This window comes from Pandoraea sp. XJJ-1, assembly GCF_026802345.1.
GTDB lineage: Bacteria > Pseudomonadota > Gammaproteobacteria > Burkholderiales > Burkholderiaceae > Pandoraea > Pandoraea cepalis.
This window is the reverse complement of sequence record NZ_CP113827.1, coordinates 425290-443256: the sequence shown is the minus strand read 5'-3', so window position 1 is coordinate 443256 and position 17967 is coordinate 425290. Positions and strand designations below refer to the sequence as shown.

The 17967-nt window shown below is 65.1% G+C and carries 17 protein-coding genes; 16 read left to right on the top strand and 1 reads right to left on the bottom strand.

Annotated elements, in window-relative coordinates; translation table 11 throughout:
* The first annotated feature begins 21 nt into the window (after positions 1-21).
* Together OYT13_RS01950 and OYT13_RS01945 are read left to right on the top strand one after the other, a co-directional pair.
* Positions 22-534, top strand: a complete 513-nt coding sequence (locus OYT13_RS01950; RefSeq protein WP_017231727.1) for a hypothetical protein — start codon at positions 22-24, stop codon at positions 532-534.
* A 225-nt stretch (positions 535-759) separates the two neighbouring features.
* Positions 760-2079 carry an MFS transporter gene (locus OYT13_RS01945; protein ID WP_150562212.1) on the top strand — a complete coding sequence of 440 codons (1320 nt, stop codon included), beginning with the start codon at positions 760-762 and terminating at the stop codon, positions 2077-2079.
* A 193-nt stretch (positions 2080-2272) separates the two neighbouring features.
* Here OYT13_RS01945 and OYT13_RS01940 read toward each other — a convergent pair whose 3' ends face one another.
* Entirely contained in the window at positions 2273-3355 is a 1083-nt protein-coding gene (locus OYT13_RS01940) for an MBL fold metallo-hydrolase (protein WP_017231725.1), read from the bottom strand.
* A gap of 128 nt (positions 3356-3483) precedes the next feature.
* Between OYT13_RS01940 and OYT13_RS01935 the strand changes: the two genes are divergently transcribed.
* The 14 genes from OYT13_RS01935 to bioD all read left to right on the top strand — a co-directional run bounded on the left by OYT13_RS01935 (position 3484) and on the right by bioD (position 17909).
* Positions 3484-3921, top strand: coding sequence for a MerR family transcriptional regulator (locus tag OYT13_RS01935; protein WP_261939334.1), 438 nt, complete (start codon positions 3484-3486; stop codon positions 3919-3921).
* A 222-nt stretch (positions 3922-4143) separates the two neighbouring features.
* On the top strand, positions 4144-4629 hold the full coding sequence (locus OYT13_RS01930) for a PaaI family thioesterase (protein ID WP_017231723.1): 486 nt from the start codon (positions 4144-4146) through the stop codon (positions 4627-4629).
* A 98-nt stretch (positions 4630-4727) separates the two neighbouring features.
* Positions 4728-5909 carry an isovaleryl-CoA dehydrogenase gene (locus OYT13_RS01925; protein ID WP_268567179.1) on the top strand — a complete coding sequence of 394 codons (1182 nt, stop codon included), beginning with the start codon at positions 4728-4730 and terminating at the stop codon, positions 5907-5909.
* An 84-nt stretch (positions 5910-5993) separates the two neighbouring features.
* Positions 5994-7799, top strand: a complete 1806-nt coding sequence (gene aceK, locus OYT13_RS01920; protein WP_268567178.1) for a bifunctional isocitrate dehydrogenase kinase/phosphatase — start codon at positions 5994-5996, stop codon at positions 7797-7799.
* Positions 7800-7847: 48 nt separating this feature from the next.
* Positions 7848-8528, top strand: a complete 681-nt coding sequence (gene can / locus OYT13_RS01915; RefSeq protein ID WP_017231720.1) for a carbonate dehydratase — start codon at positions 7848-7850, stop codon at positions 8526-8528.
* Between the two features lie 144 nt (positions 8529-8672).
* Positions 8673-9857: an acetyl-CoA C-acetyltransferase gene (locus tag OYT13_RS01910; protein WP_268567177.1), complete on the top strand. Its 1185-nt coding sequence runs from the start codon at positions 8673-8675 to the stop codon at positions 9855-9857.
* A gap of 40 nt (positions 9858-9897) precedes the next feature.
* Positions 9898-10575: an SDR family oxidoreductase gene (locus tag OYT13_RS01905; RefSeq protein WP_150562206.1), complete on the top strand. Its 678-nt coding sequence runs from the start codon at positions 9898-9900 to the stop codon at positions 10573-10575.
* A gap of 127 nt (positions 10576-10702) precedes the next feature.
* Positions 10703-11308, top strand: coding sequence for a 2-hydroxychromene-2-carboxylate isomerase (locus tag OYT13_RS01900; RefSeq protein ID WP_017231717.1), 606 nt, complete (start codon positions 10703-10705; stop codon positions 11306-11308).
* Positions 11309-11327: 19 nt separating this feature from the next.
* Positions 11328-11750 (top strand): YchJ family protein, encoded by a 423-nt coding sequence (locus OYT13_RS01895; RefSeq protein WP_261939336.1) that lies wholly within the window; start codon positions 11328-11330, stop codon positions 11748-11750.
* Between the two features lie 67 nt (positions 11751-11817).
* Positions 11818-13425: a carboxyl transferase domain-containing protein gene (locus tag OYT13_RS01890; RefSeq protein WP_017231715.1), complete on the top strand. Its 1608-nt coding sequence runs from the start codon at positions 11818-11820 to the stop codon at positions 13423-13425.
* Between the two features lie 34 nt (positions 13426-13459).
* Positions 13460-14251: an enoyl-CoA hydratase/isomerase family protein gene (locus OYT13_RS01885; protein ID WP_017231714.1), complete on the top strand. Its 792-nt coding sequence runs from the start codon at positions 13460-13462 to the stop codon at positions 14249-14251.
* Between the two features lie 313 nt (positions 14252-14564).
* The gene (gene bioA, locus OYT13_RS01880) at positions 14565-15941 is read left to right on the top strand and encodes an adenosylmethionine--8-amino-7-oxononanoate transaminase (RefSeq protein ID WP_268567176.1); all 1377 of its coding nucleotides are present in this window, start codon (positions 14565-14567) and stop codon (positions 15939-15941) included.
* Positions 15938-17146 (top strand): 8-amino-7-oxononanoate synthase, encoded by a 1209-nt coding sequence (gene bioF / locus OYT13_RS01875; RefSeq protein WP_261939338.1) that lies wholly within the window; start codon positions 15938-15940, stop codon positions 17144-17146. Before bioA ends, bioF begins: the two co-directional genes overlap by 4 nt.
* On the top strand, positions 17139-17909 hold the full coding sequence (gene bioD, locus OYT13_RS01870) for a dethiobiotin synthase (protein WP_017233229.1): 771 nt from the start codon (positions 17139-17141) through the stop codon (positions 17907-17909). The genes bioF and bioD overlap by 8 nt, the downstream gene beginning before the upstream one ends.
* The last annotated feature ends 58 nt before the right edge of the window (positions 17910-17967 follow it).

The following is a 17967-nucleotide window of genomic DNA, read 5'->3' as shown; positions in this document are numbered from 1 at the left end:
TCCCTAACGCGCGACGTCCCCATGAACGCCATGTCAACGCAAGCCGCGTCACGCGCTTGCCCCAATCGCGGCGTCGCGCTACACCGACGCATCGCCCTCATCCTTAGCCTGCCGCTTGCCCTGATGGTTTCCGGGTGCGCGGCGTTGGACCCTGGCAACTGGCAAATCGTCGGCCCGCCGGAGTCGTACATCCGCCCCGCCCCGACCCTCGTCGCGCCCGCCCCCATGGTCGTCGCCCCTGCACCGGTGATCGTGACGCCGGCGCCCACCATCATCGCGCCCGCCCCCGTCATCATTGCGCCGCGACCGCCCGTCGTCATCGCGCCCGCGCAGCCATACATCGTCGTGCCGCAGGCGCGACCACGCACGTCGCGCGATGCCGCTCACTTCCTGAGCGAGAAATGCTATCTGCAGAAGGGCGGCTGCTACACCAGCGAATACCGGGAAGGCTACGAGTTCAACCCCTACACCGGCACGTGGGAATGGGTCGGTCAACGAGACTACCGGTGGAAAGGCAGCCGCGGGAATCGATAGTCCGACACGCCCAAGTTTCTCCCTTGGAACACGCGCCGGCCGCCGTGGCAGCGCGGATTATTGAACCGTTGTGGTGCATTGCGAACCTGCGCTAGAGTGCTTGTGTAACTTCGATAGAGGTACACACGACGTTAAACCGGTCTTGCCGTCAGCGAGCGGACGGATGTCGACGGACGTTAGCAGACCGATCCGACTGCGGCACGCCCAACCAAGCAGGAGAGGCATATGCAGGCAACCCCCACCGGCGCGCCGGTCATCGATCCGGCACTGCGACGCAAAGCGGTGATCGGTTCCACGCTGGGCAATGCATTCGAGTGGTTCGACTTTACGGTCTACGGTCTCTTCGCGGTCATCATCGCGAAACTCTTCTTCCCTGCGGAAAACGATACGAACTCGCTGCTCGCGAGTGTGGCGTCGCTTGGCGTAGCGTTCTTCTTCCGTCCCATCGGCGGGCTCGCATTCGGTTTGTACGCCGACCGGGCCGGGCGCAAGTCGGCGCTCTCGGTCATGGTGTTGCTCATGGCGCTGGGCACGGGCCTGATCGGCATCGCGCCGACGTATGCGGCGATCGGCTTCGCCGCGCCGCTGCTTATCCTGCTGGCACGCGTCATTCAGGGCTTCTCGGCGGGCGGTGAATTCGGCGGCTCGACGGCCATGCTCATCGAGTTTTCGCCGCCCCACCTGCGCGGCTTCTACGGCAGTTTTCAAATGTGCTCGCAGGCACTGGCCGTCGCGTTCGCCGGGCTGTGCGCGTATGTGCTCAACACGTCGCTCACCAAGGAGGCACTCGAATCGTGGGGCTGGCGGCTTCCGTTTCTGTTCGGGATTCTGATCGGTCCGGTGGGTTTTTATATTCGACGTCGCATGACCGAGTCGCCAGAGTTTCTGGCCTACGCGGCCGCGCGTGCACCGACCCGCCGCACACCGCTCGCCGACGTCTTCTCGCATCACTATCGCGCCCTCATCGCCGGCTTCGGCCTGACGGTTGCCGCAACGACGTCGTTCTACGTCACGCTGATCTATACGCCGATCTACGCAGTCAAGCAGTTGGGATTGACGCAGGGCGCCGCGAGCCTGTCGACGTTCATCGCCGCCATGCTGATCGCCGCGCTGTGCCCGCTCACGGGCTGGATTTCGGATCGCGTGGGCCGCAAACCGCTGATTCTGCTGTTCGTGCTGCTCTACGGCCTGACGTCGTTCTGGATGTTCACGCGGCTGCACGGTGCGCCGTCGATGGGCAATCTGCTGCTCGCGCAGATTCTGCCGGCCGTCTGCATGGGCTTCGTGTGGGGCGCGTTCCCGACGGCGGTCACCGAGGTGTTCCCGGTCGGCGTGCGCTCGACGGGCGTCTCGATTCTCTACAACGTCTCGGTGATGTTGTTCGGCGGTCTCGCGCCGTTCTGGATCACGTACCTGATCAAGGCGACGCAGAACCCGCTGGCCCCCGCGTATTACATTCTGATGACGGTGACGATCAGCCTGGTGACGTACGGTTTGCTTGGTCGCGACGGCCGCAACACGGCGGCATCGACGCAGCACGCCTGACGTCGCACGCGACGCCGAAAGCACGCGCGCAAAAGCAATGCCCCGGCGACCTGATTCGGTCACCGGGGCATTGTTTTCTGGTCAACCGATCCAGTCGGCCGATCATATGCGACGCTCGCACCTGTCGCTCGTACCTGTCACTCGCACCTGCCGCGAAGGCAGGTCTCCGTGCAGGTCGGTCACGCAGGTCCGATCAAACTGGGGAAAAGCGCCAGACGCCCTTCGCATCCTGCTCGCGCTTGAGTTCCCCCGAACGCCAGAGCATGTGCAGGTGCGCCAGCGCTTCGCCCATGGCGAAGGTGGTCTGGTGCGCATCGAGCTTGCGATGGAACATGATCGGCACGATATCGCCCGCGCTTTGCGGCGACCGGGCGCAGGCGTCGCGCACCTCCTGCAGCCGCGCGGTGTGGTGATCGCGCAGTTGGCCGATGCGGGTGTGCAGTCCGGTGAACGGCCGGCCATGCGAGGGCAGCACGAGACAATCGGCGGGCAGATCGAGATAGACGCCGAGCGAGTCGAGGAACAGTTGCAGCGAGTTGGCTTCGGGTTCGATGTCAAAGACGCTGACATTGGTCGAGATGCGCGGCAGCACCATATCGCCGGAGATGAGCACGTTGTGCTGTTCGGAGTACAGCGCCATGTGCTCCGGCGAGTGGCCATAACCCGCGATCAAACGCCAGTCGCTGCCGCCGATGCGCAGGGCCTCGCCATCGCGCAAGCGGAAGAAGCGCGACGGCACTTCGGGCACGAGATCGCTGAAGTAGGTCTTGCGGTGGCGGATCTGGTCGATCATGGCCTCATCGGCGAGACCATGCGAAATAAAGTGCGCCACGGCGAACTCTCCGCCGGCATTGGCGGCGTTGTTGTTGACGGCCTCCGACATGAGGCGGCCCCATGCGTAGTCGCCCTGCGACATGGCGAGCCGGGCCGACCAGCGGGGTTTGTCGCCGCCCTTGCAGATCCAGTGCGCGAGGCCGAGGTGATCGGGGTGGCAATGCGTGACGACGACACGCAGAACCGGCTCGCCGCCGAGCGCGTTCTCGAACACTTGTTCCCAATAGGCCTTGATCTGCGGATGGGTGATGCCGCAATCGACGACGGTCCAGCCTTTGACGCCGTCAATATCGTCGCGCAGCAACCACAGGTTGATGTGATCGAGCACGAACGGCAGCGGCATGCGCACCCAGAAGACGCCTGGCGCCACTTCGTGCACGGTGCCGCCTTCCGGCAAGAATTCTCCGAGGGGGTAATTCAGTTGTTGTTCAAGGGCATTCACGAGGACCACGCTCCAGATGGACTTGTTCTGTCGTTATCGGTTAACGCCGTCACCGATTGCATAGGAAGCAACTTGACGCTAACGTAAACGGCAATTCTATCTGCAATGGTAAGCACCTGCTTAACCCGATGCTCACATACACGATTACCGAGCTTGCCCGCGAGTTCGACATTACGCCCCGCGCGATCCGTTTCTACGAGGATCAGGGGCTGCTCACACCGGCCCGCGAAGGTCCCGGCGGGCGCCACCGCGTCTACACCGGGCAGGATCGCACGCGTCTGAAGCTGACGCTGCGCGGCAAACGTCTAGGACTCACGCTCTCGGAGATCAAGTCGATTCTCGATCTCTACGAGTCGCCCAAGGATACGGTGTCCCAGCTTCGCGTGTTCCTCGAAACGCTGTCCCAGCATCGGCAGGTGCTCGAGCAGCAACTCGAAGACCTTCACGCCACGCTCGACGAGGTCGCGCAACACGAAGCCCAATGTCTCGCGCTGCTCGAGGCTGCCGGCGAAGCCGCACCCGCCGACGTCGCTCAACGGTCGAAGACGACGTCCGTGTCGCACTGATTCGTCAGGTTTCGACTTCTGTTTCGGCCTTGGCGTCGGCCTCGGTTTCAACCACTTACTGCCCCAACCCGCCTCAACCCGCCTCGCCCTGCATCCTGTCCGGGGTCGCCTCCCGCCCGGCCGACCTTCGCGCTTTCGATGCTGGAAAGCCCTTACTTTACGTTTACGTAAACGTAAAGTAATATCTGGGCACTCGGCTTTGTCCGTACTTTCGCTCCCATCATGGCCAACCTCCCTGTCTCTCACGCTGCACCGCTCGACGACGCCGTCGCCGCAAAAATCCGCGCCAGCTTCGACCAACAGGGCGTCATGACGCATTGGGGCGCGTTGCTCTCGCATCTTGCCGACGGACACTGCGAAATCTCGCTGCCGTTCTCGGACAAGGTCAACCAGCAGCACGGCTTTTTCCACGGGGGAGTGATCGGCGCCATCGCGGACTCCGCCGGCGGCTACGCAGGCTACACCCGCATCTCGCCGGACCAGGAACTGGTCACCGCCGAATACAAACTGAACATTCTCGCGCCCGGCAAGGGCGATACACTGATCGGACGCGGCCAGGTCGTGAAAGCCGGTCGCACGCTGATCGTCGCCACCGCCGAACTGTTCGTTGTCGACGACGACAAATGGACGCTTTGCGCACTGATGCAGCAAACGCTGTTCGTGCTGGCGGCAAGTCCCTCGGCAACGTCGTCTCCCAAGACTCGCTGAGCGCCCCCGCCACCGGATCACCGAATCAACCTCATCAGCCGCACCATCGAACCCATGCGCGGGCTAACGGCCACGCGCCACCCTCTGGAGACTGTGTCATGACCCTGTTGCCCGGACTCAATTTCATGCTCGGCGAAGACCTCGATATGCTGCGCGAATCGGTCGCGAACTTCGCGTCCAAGGAAATCGCCCCGCGCGCAGGCGAAGTGGACCGCACCGACCAGTTCCCGATGGACCTCTGGCGCAAGATGGGCGACCTCGGCGTGCTCGGCATGACGGTTTCGGAAGAGTACGGCGGCGCGAACATGGGCTATCTGGCCCACATGATCGCGATGGAGGAAATCTCGCGCGCCTCGGCGTCGATCGGCCTGTCGTACGGCGCGCACTCGAACCTCTGCGTCAACCAGATCCACCGCAATGGCACCGCCGCGCAAAAGGCGAAGTACTTGCCCAAGCTGGTGTCGGGGGAGCATATCGGCGCCCTCGCGATGAGCGAGCCGAACGCCGGCTCGGACGTGGTCAGCATGAAGCTGCGTGCCGAGAAGCGCGGCGACCGCTTCGTGCTCAACGGCACGAAGATGTGGATCACGAACGGCCCGGACTGCGACACGCTGGTCGTCTACGGCAAGACCGATCCGGAAGCGGGCGCCCGCGGCATGACGGCCTTCCTTGTCGAGAAGGGCATGAAGGGATTCTCGGTCGCGCAGAAGCTGGACAAGCTCGGCATGCGCGGCTCGCACACGGGTGAGCTGGTGTTCGAGAACGTGGAGGTGCCGGAGGAGAACGTGCTGGGCCAGGTCGGCGGCGGCACGAAGGTGCTCATGAGCGGTCTGGACTATGAGCGCGCGGTGCTCGCCGGCGGCCCGCTGGGCATCATGCAGGCGGCCATGGACGTGGTCGTGCCCTATATCCACGACCGCAAGCAGTTCGGCCAGTCGATCGGAGAGTTCCAGCTCATCCAGGGCAAGGTCGCGGACATGTACACGATTCTGCAGGCAAGCCGCGCGTATCTCTACGCGGTGGGCCGCCAGCTCGATTCGCTCGGTCGCGATCACGTGCGTCAGGTGCGCAAGGACTGCGCGGGGATGATTCTGTACACGGCCGAAAAGGCGACGTGGATGGCCGGCGAGGCAATCCAGATTCTGGGCGGCAACGGCTATATCAACGAGTACCCGGTCGGCCGCCTGTGGCGCGACGCGAAGCTTTACGAAATCGGCGCGGGCACGTCGGAGATCCGCCGCATGCTGATCGGCCGCGAGTTGTTCGCGGAAACGATGTAAGCCCACGACACATCGACTGACATTCAGGCGCAGGCAGCGGCGCTACAATCCCTTGAGATCGCCCCTGCGCCTGTCCCGACCGGTATGAATCACTTCCCGAAACTCCTGTCGTCGCAGTTTGCTTACGATGTCGCCCGCACGATGCTGGAGGGCTTCGACAAGCATTACCGCATTTTCCGCGATGTATGCATCGCGGCGCAGGCGTGTTTCGAGGCGGGCGATTTCATGGGTATCCAGAAGCTCCAGCGCGACCGCATCGCCTATTACGACGAACGCGTGCGCGAATGCGTCGTGACGCTCGAAGACGAGTTCGACGCCCAGTCGCTCGACGACGATGTCTGGCAGCAAGTGAAGCTGCATTACATCGGCTTGCTCACCGAGCACCGTCAGCCGGAGCTGGCCGAGACGTTTTTCAACTCGGTGTGCTGCAAGATCCTGCACCGTTCGTATTTCAACAACCGCTTCATCTTCGTGCGCCCCGCCGTGGCGACGGAGTACATCGAGAACGACGCGCCCGCCGCGAAGCCGACGTATCGCGTCTATTACCCGGCGCAAGACGGCATGGCCCCCACGATCGCGCGCATCGTCACGAATTTCCAGCTCAAACGCCCGTTTGCCGATCTGACGCGCGACGTCGGTTATGTGATGCGCGCCCTCGATGAGACGCTCGGCGACTTCGTGCCCGCGCCGAATTTCCAGATTCATGTGCTCGCGTCGCTGTTCTTCCGGAACAAGGCCGCCTATATCGTGGGACGTATCGTGAACGGCGATGTGACCACGCCCTTCGCCCTGACGATCATGCACGACGCGAACGGCATGCTGACGCTCGACGCCGCTCTGCTGCGCCGCGAGGAACTCCGCGTGGTGTTCGGCTTCACACATGCCTATTTCATGGTCGATATGGAAGTGCCGTCGGCCTACGTGCAGTTCCTGCGCACGATCATGCCGGGCAAGCCGAAAGCGGAGATCTATACGTCGGTCGGTCTGCAGAAACACGGCAAGAACCTGTTCTATCGCGATTTCCTGCATCACCTGAAGCATTCGAGCGACCTGTTCGTGAGCGCGCCGGGCATTCGCGGGCTGGTCATGCTGGTTTTCACGCTGCCCTCGTATCCGTACGTATTCAAAGTGATTCGCGAGCGCTTCGCGCCACCCAAGGAGACCACGCGCGAGCAGGTGAAAGCGAAGTACCTGATGGTCAAGCAGCATGATCGCGTGGGCCGGATGGCCGATACGCTGGAGTTCTCGAGCGTGGCCTTCCCGCGCGCGCGTTTCGACGACGCCCTGCTCGCCGAACTCCAGCGCGAGGTGCCCTCGCAGCTCGAAGTCGACGGTGACGCCCTCGTGATCCGCCACTGCTACATCGAGCGCCGCATGACGCCGCTCAATCTGTGGCTGCAAACGGCATCGGACGCCGAGGTCGACCACGCCATGCGCGAGTACGGCAACGCGGTGAAGGAGCTGATGGCGGCGAACATCTTCCCCGGCGATCTGCTGTACAAGAATTTCGGTGTCACGCGCCACGGCCGGGTGGTCTTTTACGACTACGATGAACTGGAATATCTGACGGATTGCCACATCCGTCGAGTGCCGGAACCCCGTAACGAAGAAGAGGCGATGTCGGGGGAAGTCTGGTACCGTGTAGGCCCGCACGACGTGTTTCCGCAGACGTTCGAGACGTTTCTGACAGGAGACGCGCGCGTGCGGCACTCCCTGAGCCAGCATCATCCGGATTTTTTCGACCCCGGCCTGTGGCAGGACTACCAGGACCGGGTGCGAGCCGGACAGATGCACGACTTCTATCCGTACGATGTCTCGCTGCGTTTCGTCAATCGCTACGGCACCGGCCACGGTGCCACCAGCGCCCCGCCCCGCGCGGCGGCCGCTTGAGCATGCGATGTCTCCCAGCACACGACACGTTCACCGGATGACACGATCATGACCGAAGACAAAGACCAACCTCTCCTCCATCTGCTCGATAACAACCGCGCCTGGGTCGCCAGCGTGAACGCGGAAGATCCCGCATTTTTCGAGCGGTTGTCAAAGCTGCAAACGCCGGAGTACCTCTGGATCGGCTGCTCGGACTCGCGCGTGCCGGCTAACCAGATCACGGGCCTCGCGCCGGGCGAAGTGTTCGTCCACCGCAATATCGCGAACGTCGTGGTGCACAGCGATCTGAACTGTCTGTCGGTATTGCAGTTCGCCGTCGAAGTGCTGAAGGTTCGCCACATCATGGTGGTCGGCCATTACGGTTGCGGCGGCGTAGGCGCGGCGCTCGACGGCGCGAAGATGGGCCTCGTCGACAACTGGCTGCGCCACGTGCGCGATGTGTACGAGCGCCACGTCGAGCAAATCGACGCGCTGCCGTCGCGCGACGCGCGTCACGACCGACTGTGCGAACTGAACGCCATCGAGCAGGTGGTCAATATCTGTCATACGACGGTATTGCGCGACGCCTGGGCCCGCAATCAGCCCGTAACGGTGCACGGCTGGGTGTACGGCCTGCGCGACGGGCTGGTGCGCGACCTGCGCATGTCGGTCAACAGCCTCGAAGCCCTGCCGCGCATTTACGACCGCTGCGTGGCCGCGATGGCCGAATTACGCAATCCGCGCGCCTGAGCGAGCCACGTTGCCCGGCCACGCCGGACACCCCTCGCCGGGCGCGCGGACGATGCAAGGACTGAAGCATTGGATATTCAGGGGCTGACGACCCGGTTCGCAAGGACGATCGTCGGCCCCCGCAAGCAATTACAGGAGACTGCCATGCAACACGACCCGATCGTTATCGTTTCCGCCGCGCGCACGCCGATGGGCGGCCTGCAAGGGGTATTCGGCGATGTGACCGCACCGCAACTGGGTGCCGCCGCCATTCGCGCCGCCGTCGCACGCGCCGGAATCCAACCCGAGCAGGTCGACGAAGTGGTCATGGGCTGCGTGCTGCCCGCCGGCCAGGGTCAGGCGCCTGCGCGTCAGGCCACGCTCGGCGCCGGTCTGCCGCTCGCCGCCGGGGCGACCACCGTCAACAAGATGTGCGGGTCGGGCATGCGCGCCGCCATGTTCGCGCACGACATGCTCGTGGCCGGCAGCGCCGACGTGATCGTCGCCGGTGGCATGGAAAGCATGAGCAATGCCCCGTATCTGCTGCCGAAGGCACGCACCGGCATGCGCATGGGACACGGCCAGGTCATCGACCACATGTTTTACGACGGTCTGGAAGACGCCTACGACAAGGGCCGCCTGATGGGCACCTTCGCCGAGGAATGCGCCGACCGTTACGTCTTCACCCGCGAGGCCCAGGACGCCTTCGCCATCGCCTCGCTCGAACGCGCGCAAAAGGCCACGAAGGACGGCGCGTTCTCGTGGGAAATCGCGGCGGTGACGGTACCGGGTCGCAAGGGCGACACGGTGGTCGATCAGGACGAGCAGCCGTTCAAGGCCAACCCCGAAAAGATCCCGACGCTCAAGGCAGCCTTCCGCAAGGACGGCACGGTGACAGCGGCAAATTCGTCGTCGATCTCGGATGGTGCCGCGGCCTTGGTACTGATGCGCGAATCGACGGCCAAACGTCTCGGCCTCGCGCCGCTCGCGCGCATCGCCGGACACACCACCTTCGCCCAACAGCCGGGCCTCTTCACCACGGCGCCGGTCGGCGCGATGCGCAAGCTCTTCGAGAATACCGGCTGGTCGACGAACGACGTCGATCTGTATGAAATCAACGAAGCCTTCGCGGTCGTCACGATGGCCGCGATGCACGAGTTCAACCTGCCGCACGAGAAGGTCAATATTCATGGCGGCGCCTGTGCGCTCGGCCACCCGATCGGCGCCTCCGGCGCCCGCATCCTGGTCACGCTCATCGGTGCGTTGCGCCAGACCGGCGGCAAGCGCGGCGTAGCCAGCCTGTGTATCGGCGGCGGCGAAGCGACAGCGATGGCCATCGAACTCGTTTGACCCCGCAGGCTCACGCACTGGCCCACAGGAATCACAGGTCATGAAAACAGCGCTCATCATCGGTGCCTCGCGCGGCATCGGCATGGAATTCGTCAGACAGTATCGCGACGACGGCTGGCGTGTCTTCGCTACAGCACGCCATGAGGACGGTCTGGCGGCCTTGCGCGAGTTGGACGCCGAGCCGTTGCAGCTCGACGTCACGCGTGTGGAGTCGCTCTCCGGCCTGTCGTGGCAACTCGATGGCGTGGCCCTGGACGTCGCGATCTACAACGCAGGCGTGAATTCGGAGCGCACCACGGGCCTCGCGCCGATCACCATGGCCGAGTTCAACCGCGTGTTCCACACGAATGTCCTCGGCGCCATGCAGGCCGCGCCGCTCGTGTTGCCGTTCGTCGAGGCCGCCGGCGGCGCGTTTGGCTTTCTTTCGAGTCGCATGGGCAGCATCGCCCTGATGGAGACGAATGGCAGCTGGCTTTATCGGGCAAGCAAGGCGGCCGTGAATTCGGTCGTCAAGGCCACGTCGCTCGAAGCGCGGCGCGCCACCTGCGTCGCAATGCATCCGGGCTGGGTGCGCACGGACATGGGCGGCGAGAACGCGGACATCGACGTGCAGACGAGCGTGGCCGGCATGCGGCGTGTGCTCGCCCGAGCACCGGGCGAGCGCGCCACGCACAACGGAGGTTTCTTCAATTACGACGGCAACGCACTTGCGTGGTAATCGCAGGAAAAAATAAATTCGCGACCGGGCAGACATCGTCCGGCGCGAAACGGAATAACAAGCTGTAGCCACACCGCCGCATCTTTTGATTCGCGGGCCAGACACGTCACTCGGAAACGGAGCCCACATGACGTCCGCCATCGACTTTTATTTCGATTTCGCATCCCCGTATGGGTATTTTGCGAGCACCTGCATCGACGACATCGCGACGAGACACGGGCGTGGCGTGGCGTGGCATCCGATCCTGCTCGACATCGTCTACAAGGTGAACGGCACGGGCGCACCGACGCAGCATCCGATCAAGACCGCGTATCTGCGGCATGACGTGGAGCGCACCGCGCGGTTTCATGGCATCGCGTACAAGCGGCCGACGCACTTCCCGATTCCGACGCAAGCCGCCGAGCGCGCCGTGCTCTGGGTGCAGGATCATCACGGCGGCGACCTGTCCGCCGAGTTCGCGAAGTCGATCTTCCACGCGCTTTACGTCGACGACGTGAACATCGGCGACCCGGCGGAACTCGTGCGTCTCGGCGAGGCCCTGGGCATCGACGGCACGAAGCTCGACGCCGGCATGCACTCGCCCGCCGCCAAGGACCATCTCAAGGCCGAAATCGATCTGGCGATGGCGCGCGGGGTGTTCGGCTCGCCCTTCGTGATCGTGGACGGCGAACCGTTCTGGGGCTTCGACCACTTCCCACAGGTCGAGGCCTGTCTGAAGCAAGGCAAGATCTGACAACAAGGCAAGACTCACGATGGCAAGACCCCAAACGTCGCGCAGCGCAACGACGCCAGACCTCGAGCGCGACACCTGCCCTTGCGGCGGGCCCACGTTCGACGACTGCTGCGCGCGCTACCTGGAACACGGCGACATGGCGCCGAGCGCCGAAGCGCTGATGCGCTCGCGATACACGGCGTTCGTGCGTCACAACGCCGCGTACCTGCTCGACACCTGGGCGGCGCGCACGCGTCCCGCCACGCTTGACTTCGACGACGCACCGCAATGGCTTGGCCTGCAGATCAAGGCCCATCGCCAAAGCGATGCGTCGCATGCCGAAGTCGAATTCGTCGCCCGCTACAAGGTCGGCGGACGGGCGCACCGGCTGCACGAACGCAGCCGCTTCGAGCGCTCGGACGACGGCCGCTGGCGCTACATCGACGGCGACCTGTTCGACTGACCCCGCCGCGGTGCACGTCCACGAAACGCCTCCAACGACTCCCTCACTCTCCACCGGATTTCGTCACATGCCGATTCTTGAAAGCAAGCTCAACCCGCGCGGCGAAGACTTTGCACGCAACGCGGCCACGATGCAGACCCTGGTCGACGACCTGCGTGCCCGCATTGCACAACTGGCCGGTGGCGGCGGTGAGGCCGCGCGCAAGAAGCACATCGCGCGCGGCAAGCTGCTGCCGCGTGAGCGCGTACAACAGTTGCTCGATCCGGGCTCGCCGTTTCTCGAACTCTCGCAGCTCGCGGCCATCGGCATGTATCACGACGACGCCCCGGGCGCCGGCATCATCACCGGCATCGGCCGTGTATCAGGCCAGGAGTGCGTGATCGTCTGCAACGATGCCACGGTCAAGGGTGGCACCTATTACCCGATGACGGTCAAGAAGCACCTGCGCGCGCAGGAGATCGCCGAGCAGAACCATCTGCCGTGTATCTACCTGGTCGACTCGGGCGGCGCCAACCTGCCGAACCAGGACGATGTCTTCCCCGACCGCGATCACTTCGGGCGCATCTTCTACAACCAGGCGCAGATGTCCGCGCAGGGCATTCCGCAGATCGCCGTGGTGATGGGGTCGTGTACCGCCGGCGGCGCCTACGTGCCTGCGATGAGCGACGAGTCGATCATCGTCAAGGAACAGGGCACGATTTTCCTCGGCGGCCCGCCGCTCGTGAAAGCGGCCACCGGTGAGGAAGTGAGCGCCGAAGACCTCGGCGGCGCCGACGTCCACACGCGCCTGTCGGGCGTGGTCGATCACTTCGCGCAGAACGACGCGCACGCGCTGTCCATCGCGCGCAGCATCGCCGCGAATCTCAACCGTCGCAAACCGGCCACGGTTGCGGTCAAGCCACCGGTCGAGCCGAAGTACGACGCCCGAGACCTGTACGGTGTGATTCCGTCCGACACGAAGAAGCCGTTCGACGTACGCGAAGTGATTGCGCGCCTGGTCGACGGCTCCGAGTTCGACGAATTCAAGGCGCGCTACGGCACCACGCTCGTGTGCGGCTTCGCGCATCTGTGGGGCTATCCGGTCGGCATCGTGGCGAACAACGGCATCCTGTTCTCCGAGTCGGCCCAGAAAGGCGCGCACTTCATCGAGCTGTGCTGCCAGCGCAAGATCCCGCTGATCTTCCTGCAGAACATCACCGGCTTCATGGTCGGGCGCAAGTATGAGAACGAGGGCATCGCCAAGCACGGCGCGAAGATGGTGACGGCGGTCGCCACCGCGAACGTGCCGAAGTTCACGGTCATCATCGGCGGCTCGTTCGGCGCCGGCAACTACGGCATGTGTGGCCGGGCCTACTCGCCGCGCTTCCTGTGGATGTGGCCGAACGCCCGTATCTCGGTGATGGGCGGCGAGCAGGCCGCGTCGGTGCTCGCCACGGTCAAGCGCGACGGCATCGAGGGCCGTGGCGGCCAGTGGAGCGCCGAGGAAGAGGATGCCTTCAAGCAGCCGATTCGCGATCAATACGAGCGCCAGGGCCATCCGTACTACGCCAGCGCCCGCCTGTGGGACGACGGCGTGATCGATCCGGCGGATACCCGCACCGTGCTCGGACTGGGGCTGTCGGCCACGCTCAACGCGCCCATTCCCGAAACGCGCTTCGGCCTGTTCCGCATGTAATCGCCCGCAACGGCCCATCGAGGAATTCCACGTCATGAATCTCGTCACGTTAAAAGTCAGCGTCGACGCCCACGTCGCCACCGTCACGCTCAATCGTCCGGACGTGCGCAACGCGTTCAACGAAACGGTCATCGAGGAACTGACGGGCGCGTTTCGCGCGCTCGCCACGAACGACGACGTGCGCGCCATCGTGCTCGCCGCAGAAGGCGTCGCCTTCTGCGCGGGTGCCGATCTGAACTGGATGCAGAAGATGGCCGGCTACTCGGACGCCGAGAACCGCGCCGACGCGATGACTCTGGCCGTCATGCTGAGCACGATCTATCGCTGCCCGAAGCCGGTGATCGCCCGCGTGCAGGGCGACGCGTACGCGGGCGGCGTGGGTCTTGCCGCCGTGGCCGACATGGTCGTGGCGGTCGACACCGCGCACTTCTGCCTGTCGGAGGCAAAGCTGGGCCTGATGCCGGCAACGATCGGCCCCTACGTCATTCGCGCCCTCGGCGAGTCGGCTTCGCGCCGCTATTTCCTCACGGCGGAGCGCTTCACCGCCGCGACCGCCCACCGTCACGGTCTCGTGCACGAAGTCGTGAGCGCCGAGGCGCTCGACAGCACCGTGCAGGCACTGGCCAAGGCGCTCGTCGACAACAGCCCGAACGCAGTAAAAGAGTGCAAACGGCTCGTGCAGGACTTCGCGAGTCGAGAGATCGACGACGGCGCCATCGCCGACACGGCGGACCGCATCGCGAAGATCCGCGCGTCCGACGAAGGCCGCGAAGGGGTGCGCTCGTTCCTCGAGAAGCGCGCGCCAGCATGGCGCGAAGCGTCCTGAGCGACGCACGTGCGTCAGGCCACATCATCGGTTACAAATTTTTTGGGGGAGGGGTGACGGCGGAGATGCCGCAACGTTATCGGCGGGTTTTGCGAATTTATCGATAACGTCACGCTACGGCACACAAAACAGCGATTTTTCGCACCAATTCCGCCTATTGCCCTACTAAAACGCTTTGCCTACCATGCGTCCATCCCCCCACCTCCGGCCCCGTGCGGCAGCGCCCTGCGCAATGCCCGTCACCGGCCAGCCGAACGGACGGCACACATTGGCTTGTGAGCGTCGTCCGTCGCGGCCAACCAAGGAGTCACCGATGGACGCCTCTTCGCGCCCCCCCGCCGGTCCCGGCGATCTCGCCGCGCGCAGTCTGCGACAGGTCTGGCACCCCTGCACGCAGATGAAGCAACAGGCACAGCTACCGCTCGTCGCGTTGTCCCACGGCGAAGGTCCCTGGCTCGTCGATACCGACGGCGAGCGTTACCTCGACGCCATCAGCTCATGGTGGGTCAATCTGTTCGGCCACGCGAATCCGCGCATCAACGCGGCACTCGTCGATCAGCTTGGCCGCCTCGAACACGCGATGCTCGCAGGCTTCACCCACGAACCGGTCGTTGCCCTGGCCGAGCGTCTGTCGGCGCTGACCGGCGGCGTGCTCGGCCATGCGTTCTTCGCGTCCGATGGCGCGTCGGCCGTCGAGATCGCCCTGAAGATGAGCTTTCACGCGTGGCGCAATCAGGGCCACAGCGACAAGCGCGAATTCGTCTGCGTGCGCCACGGCTATCACGGTGAGACGCTCGGTGCGCTCGCCGTGACCGACGTTGCGCTCTTTCGCGATGCCTACGACCCGCTGCTGCGCCACGCCCACGTGGTGGCCTCGCCCGACGCGCGTGACGCCCGCGACGGGGAGACGCCGGCCGACGTCGCGCGTCGCGCCGCGGCAGACCTCGAGACGTTGCTTACGCATCGCGAGGGACGCATCGCCGCCGTCATCGTCGAACCGCTGGTGCAATGCGCGGCCGGGATGGCAATGCACGATCCCGAGTATCTGCGCCGCGTGCGCGCGCTGTGCGACCAGCACGGCGCGCATCTGATCGCCGACGAAATCGCCGTTGGGTGCGGACGCACCGGCACCTTCTTCGCGAGCGAGCAGGCCGGCATCTGGCCCGATCTGCTCACCCTGTCCAAGGGCATCAGCGGCGGCTATCTGCCCCTGTCGCTGGTGCTCTCGCGCGACGCGATCTACAACGCCTTCTACGACGACGAGACCGCACGCGGCTTCCTGCACTCGCACTCGTACACCGGCAATCCGCTGGCGTGCCGCGCCGCGCTCGCCACGCTCGACATCTTTGCCGACGACGACGTGCTCGCCAGCAACATACTTCGCGCACAACGCCTCACCCAGGCACTCGCGCCGTTGGCCGACGATCCGCGGGCCAGGCACTTGCGTCATCGCGGCATGATCTGGGCGTTCGATGCGGTGTTGCCGGACACCCCCGGCGCCGCCAGCGCCTTCGCGAAACGCTTTTACGCCGAAGCCCGGGCGCGCGGCGTGCTGCTGCGCCCCATCGGGGCCACGGTCTACCTGATGCCGCCGTACGTGCTCGACGACGACACCATCGACTGGCTCGCGGCGCAAACGCTTGCGGCCTTCGACGCCACGACGACGCACGGCACGGAGGTGCCCGCATGACAACCCATCCCCTGTTCGCCCGGCTCGACGCCGGCCTGGCCGACATCGACCGCGCGCATCTGCGACGCCGCCGCCGCGTGGTGTCCACGCCCTGCCAGCCCCATGTACGCGCCGACGGCCGCGACGTGCTCGCATTCGCCAGCAACGACTATCTCGGTCTGGCAGCGCATCCGAAGATTGTCGAGGCGCTCATCGAGGGCGCGCGGCGCTACGGCGCAGGCAGCGGCGCATCGCACCTCATCAGCGGCCATTCGCAGGCCCACGCGGAACTCGAAGACGCGCTCGCCGACTTCATGTCGCCCCATCTCGTCGACGGCCGCGCGCTGTACTTCTGTACCGGTTACATGGCCAATCTGGCGACCCTCTCCGCGCTCGCCAACAAGGACGCCGACATCTTCTCCGAAGCGCTCAATCACGCCTCGCTGATCGACGGCGCACGTCTGTCCCGGGCGCGCACGCACGTCTACCCGCACGGCGACGTCGACGCCCTGGCCGCGCTGCTCGACGCCAGCACCGCCGAGACGAAGCTGATCGTCACCGACGGCGTGTTCTCGATGGACGGCGATATCGCGCCGCTGCCACAACTGCTTGCACTGGCCGAACGACACAACGCGTGGCTGGTGGTAGACGATGCGCATGGCTTCGGCGTCGTCGGCGAGACGGGGCGAGGCGTGTTCGAGCATTTCGATCTGTGCTCGCCGAACCTTGTCATCATCGGAACGCTCGGCAAGGCCGCCGGCGTCGGCGGCGCATTCGTCGCCGCCAACGAGCGTGTCATCGAATGGCTCGTCAATCGTGCGCGGCCGTATATCTTCACCACGGCCGCCGCGCCGTCGCAGGCCCACGCACTGCTCACGAGCCTGGCGCTGATCGCCGGCGACGAAGGCCGCGAGCGCCGCGCCGCGCTGCAAGCGCGCATCGCCCAACTGCGCGACTCGCTCACGCTGCGGCATTGGCGGCACAGGGTCTCGCCCACGGGCGTGCAGCCGATCATCCTCGGCGAGAATGCCGCGGCACTGCACGCGCAGGCTGGGCTGGCCGAAGCGGGACTGTGGGTGCCCGCCATCCGCCCGCCGACCGTGGCACCCGGCACGTCGCGACTGCGCCTGACGCTCTGCGCAACGCACACGGCCGACGACGTCGACCGGCTCGCCACCGCCATCAACCAGTTGGATCGAGACTGGACGGAGCACGCCCATGGCTGATCCGCGTCTCGTCGCTCCCCTCGATATATCTATCGATACGCCCGCCGCCCGGGCCACGTCGGCGCGCCATGCGTTCTTCGTTACCGGCACCGACACGGAAATCGGCAAGACGCTCGTGTCGTCTGCGCTGCTCCATGCCGCCTCTCGGCGCGGGCTGGTGTGCGCGGGGCTCAAGTCGGTCGCGGCTGGCGCCTCGGAGCATAACGGGCGCTTCGTCAACGACGACGTCGAGCAGTTGCATCAGGCAAGCAACCTGAAGCTGCCCGACGACTGGTACTGCCCGTATGTGCTCAAGGACGCCACGGCGCCCCATATCGCCGCCGCCGCTGAAGGCATCGCGCTCGATTGCAGCGTGATTCGTGCGGGTTACGCGCGGGTCGCCGCGCGGGCCGATCTGGTGATCGTCGAGGGCGTGGGCGGCTTTCGTGTGCCGCTCGGCGCCGATGCCAATGCACCGGATACGGCCGAGCTGGCGCGCCAGCTCGGCCTGCCGGTGATCCTGGTCGTCGGTTTGCGGCTCGGCTGCATCAACCACGCCCTGCTCACCGCCGAAGCCATCACCGCCCGCGGGCTCACGCTCGCGGGCTGGGTCGCCAATCACGTCGATCCGGAGATGCGTCACGTGGCGGCAAACATCGACACCCTTGCCGCGCGCTTGCCCGCGCCGCTGCTCGGGCGCGTGCCGCATCTGGCGCACCCCGATGCGGCGACCGCCTCCGGCTATCTCGACATCGGGCCGCTCGTCGACATGACGCGGCCCTGAGCGCGCCACTGCCCTATCGCGCGACATCAACGAACTCACCGAATTCAAGGAATCACAT

Excerpts from the sequence above, each read along its gene's own strand:
- OYT13_RS01885 (WP_017231714.1), top strand. The coding sequence starts at position 13,460 with ATGAATCTCGTCACGTTAAAAGTCAGCGTCGACGCCCACGTCGCCACC.
- OYT13_RS01945 (WP_150562212.1), top strand. The coding sequence starts at position 760 with ATGCAGGCAACCCCCACCGGCGCGCCGGTCATCGATCCGGCACTGCGA.
- bioF (WP_261939338.1), top strand. The coding sequence starts at position 15,938 with ATGACAACCCATCCCCTGTTCGCCCGGCTCGACGCCGGCCTGGCCGAC.
- OYT13_RS01950 (WP_017231727.1), top strand. The coding sequence starts at position 22 with ATGAACGCCATGTCAACGCAAGCCGCGTCACGCGCTTGCCCCAATCGC.
- can (WP_017231720.1), top strand. The coding sequence starts at position 7,848 with ATGACCGAAGACAAAGACCAACCTCTCCTCCATCTGCTCGATAACAAC.
- OYT13_RS01900 (WP_017231717.1), top strand. The coding sequence starts at position 10,703 with ATGACGTCCGCCATCGACTTTTATTTCGATTTCGCATCCCCGTATGGG.
- OYT13_RS01890 (WP_017231715.1), top strand. The coding sequence starts at position 11,818 with ATGCCGATTCTTGAAAGCAAGCTCAACCCGCGCGGCGAAGACTTTGCA.
- OYT13_RS01910 (WP_268567177.1), top strand. The coding sequence starts at position 8,673 with ATGCAACACGACCCGATCGTTATCGTTTCCGCCGCGCGCACGCCGATG.
- OYT13_RS01895 (WP_261939336.1), top strand. The coding sequence starts at position 11,328 with ATGGCAAGACCCCAAACGTCGCGCAGCGCAACGACGCCAGACCTCGAG.
- bioD (WP_017233229.1), top strand. The coding sequence starts at position 17,139 with ATGGCTGATCCGCGTCTCGTCGCTCCCCTCGATATATCTATCGATACG.
- bioA (WP_268567176.1), top strand. The coding sequence starts at position 14,565 with ATGGACGCCTCTTCGCGCCCCCCCGCCGGTCCCGGCGATCTCGCCGCG.
- aceK (WP_268567178.1), top strand. The coding sequence starts at position 5,994 with ATGAATCACTTCCCGAAACTCCTGTCGTCGCAGTTTGCTTACGATGTC.
- OYT13_RS01930 (WP_017231723.1), top strand. The coding sequence starts at position 4,144 with ATGGCCAACCTCCCTGTCTCTCACGCTGCACCGCTCGACGACGCCGTC.
- OYT13_RS01925 (WP_268567179.1), top strand. The coding sequence starts at position 4,728 with ATGACCCTGTTGCCCGGACTCAATTTCATGCTCGGCGAAGACCTCGAT.
- OYT13_RS01935 (WP_261939334.1), top strand. The coding sequence starts at position 3,484 with ATGCTCACATACACGATTACCGAGCTTGCCCGCGAGTTCGACATTACG.
- OYT13_RS01905 (WP_150562206.1), top strand. The coding sequence starts at position 9,898 with ATGAAAACAGCGCTCATCATCGGTGCCTCGCGCGGCATCGGCATGGAA.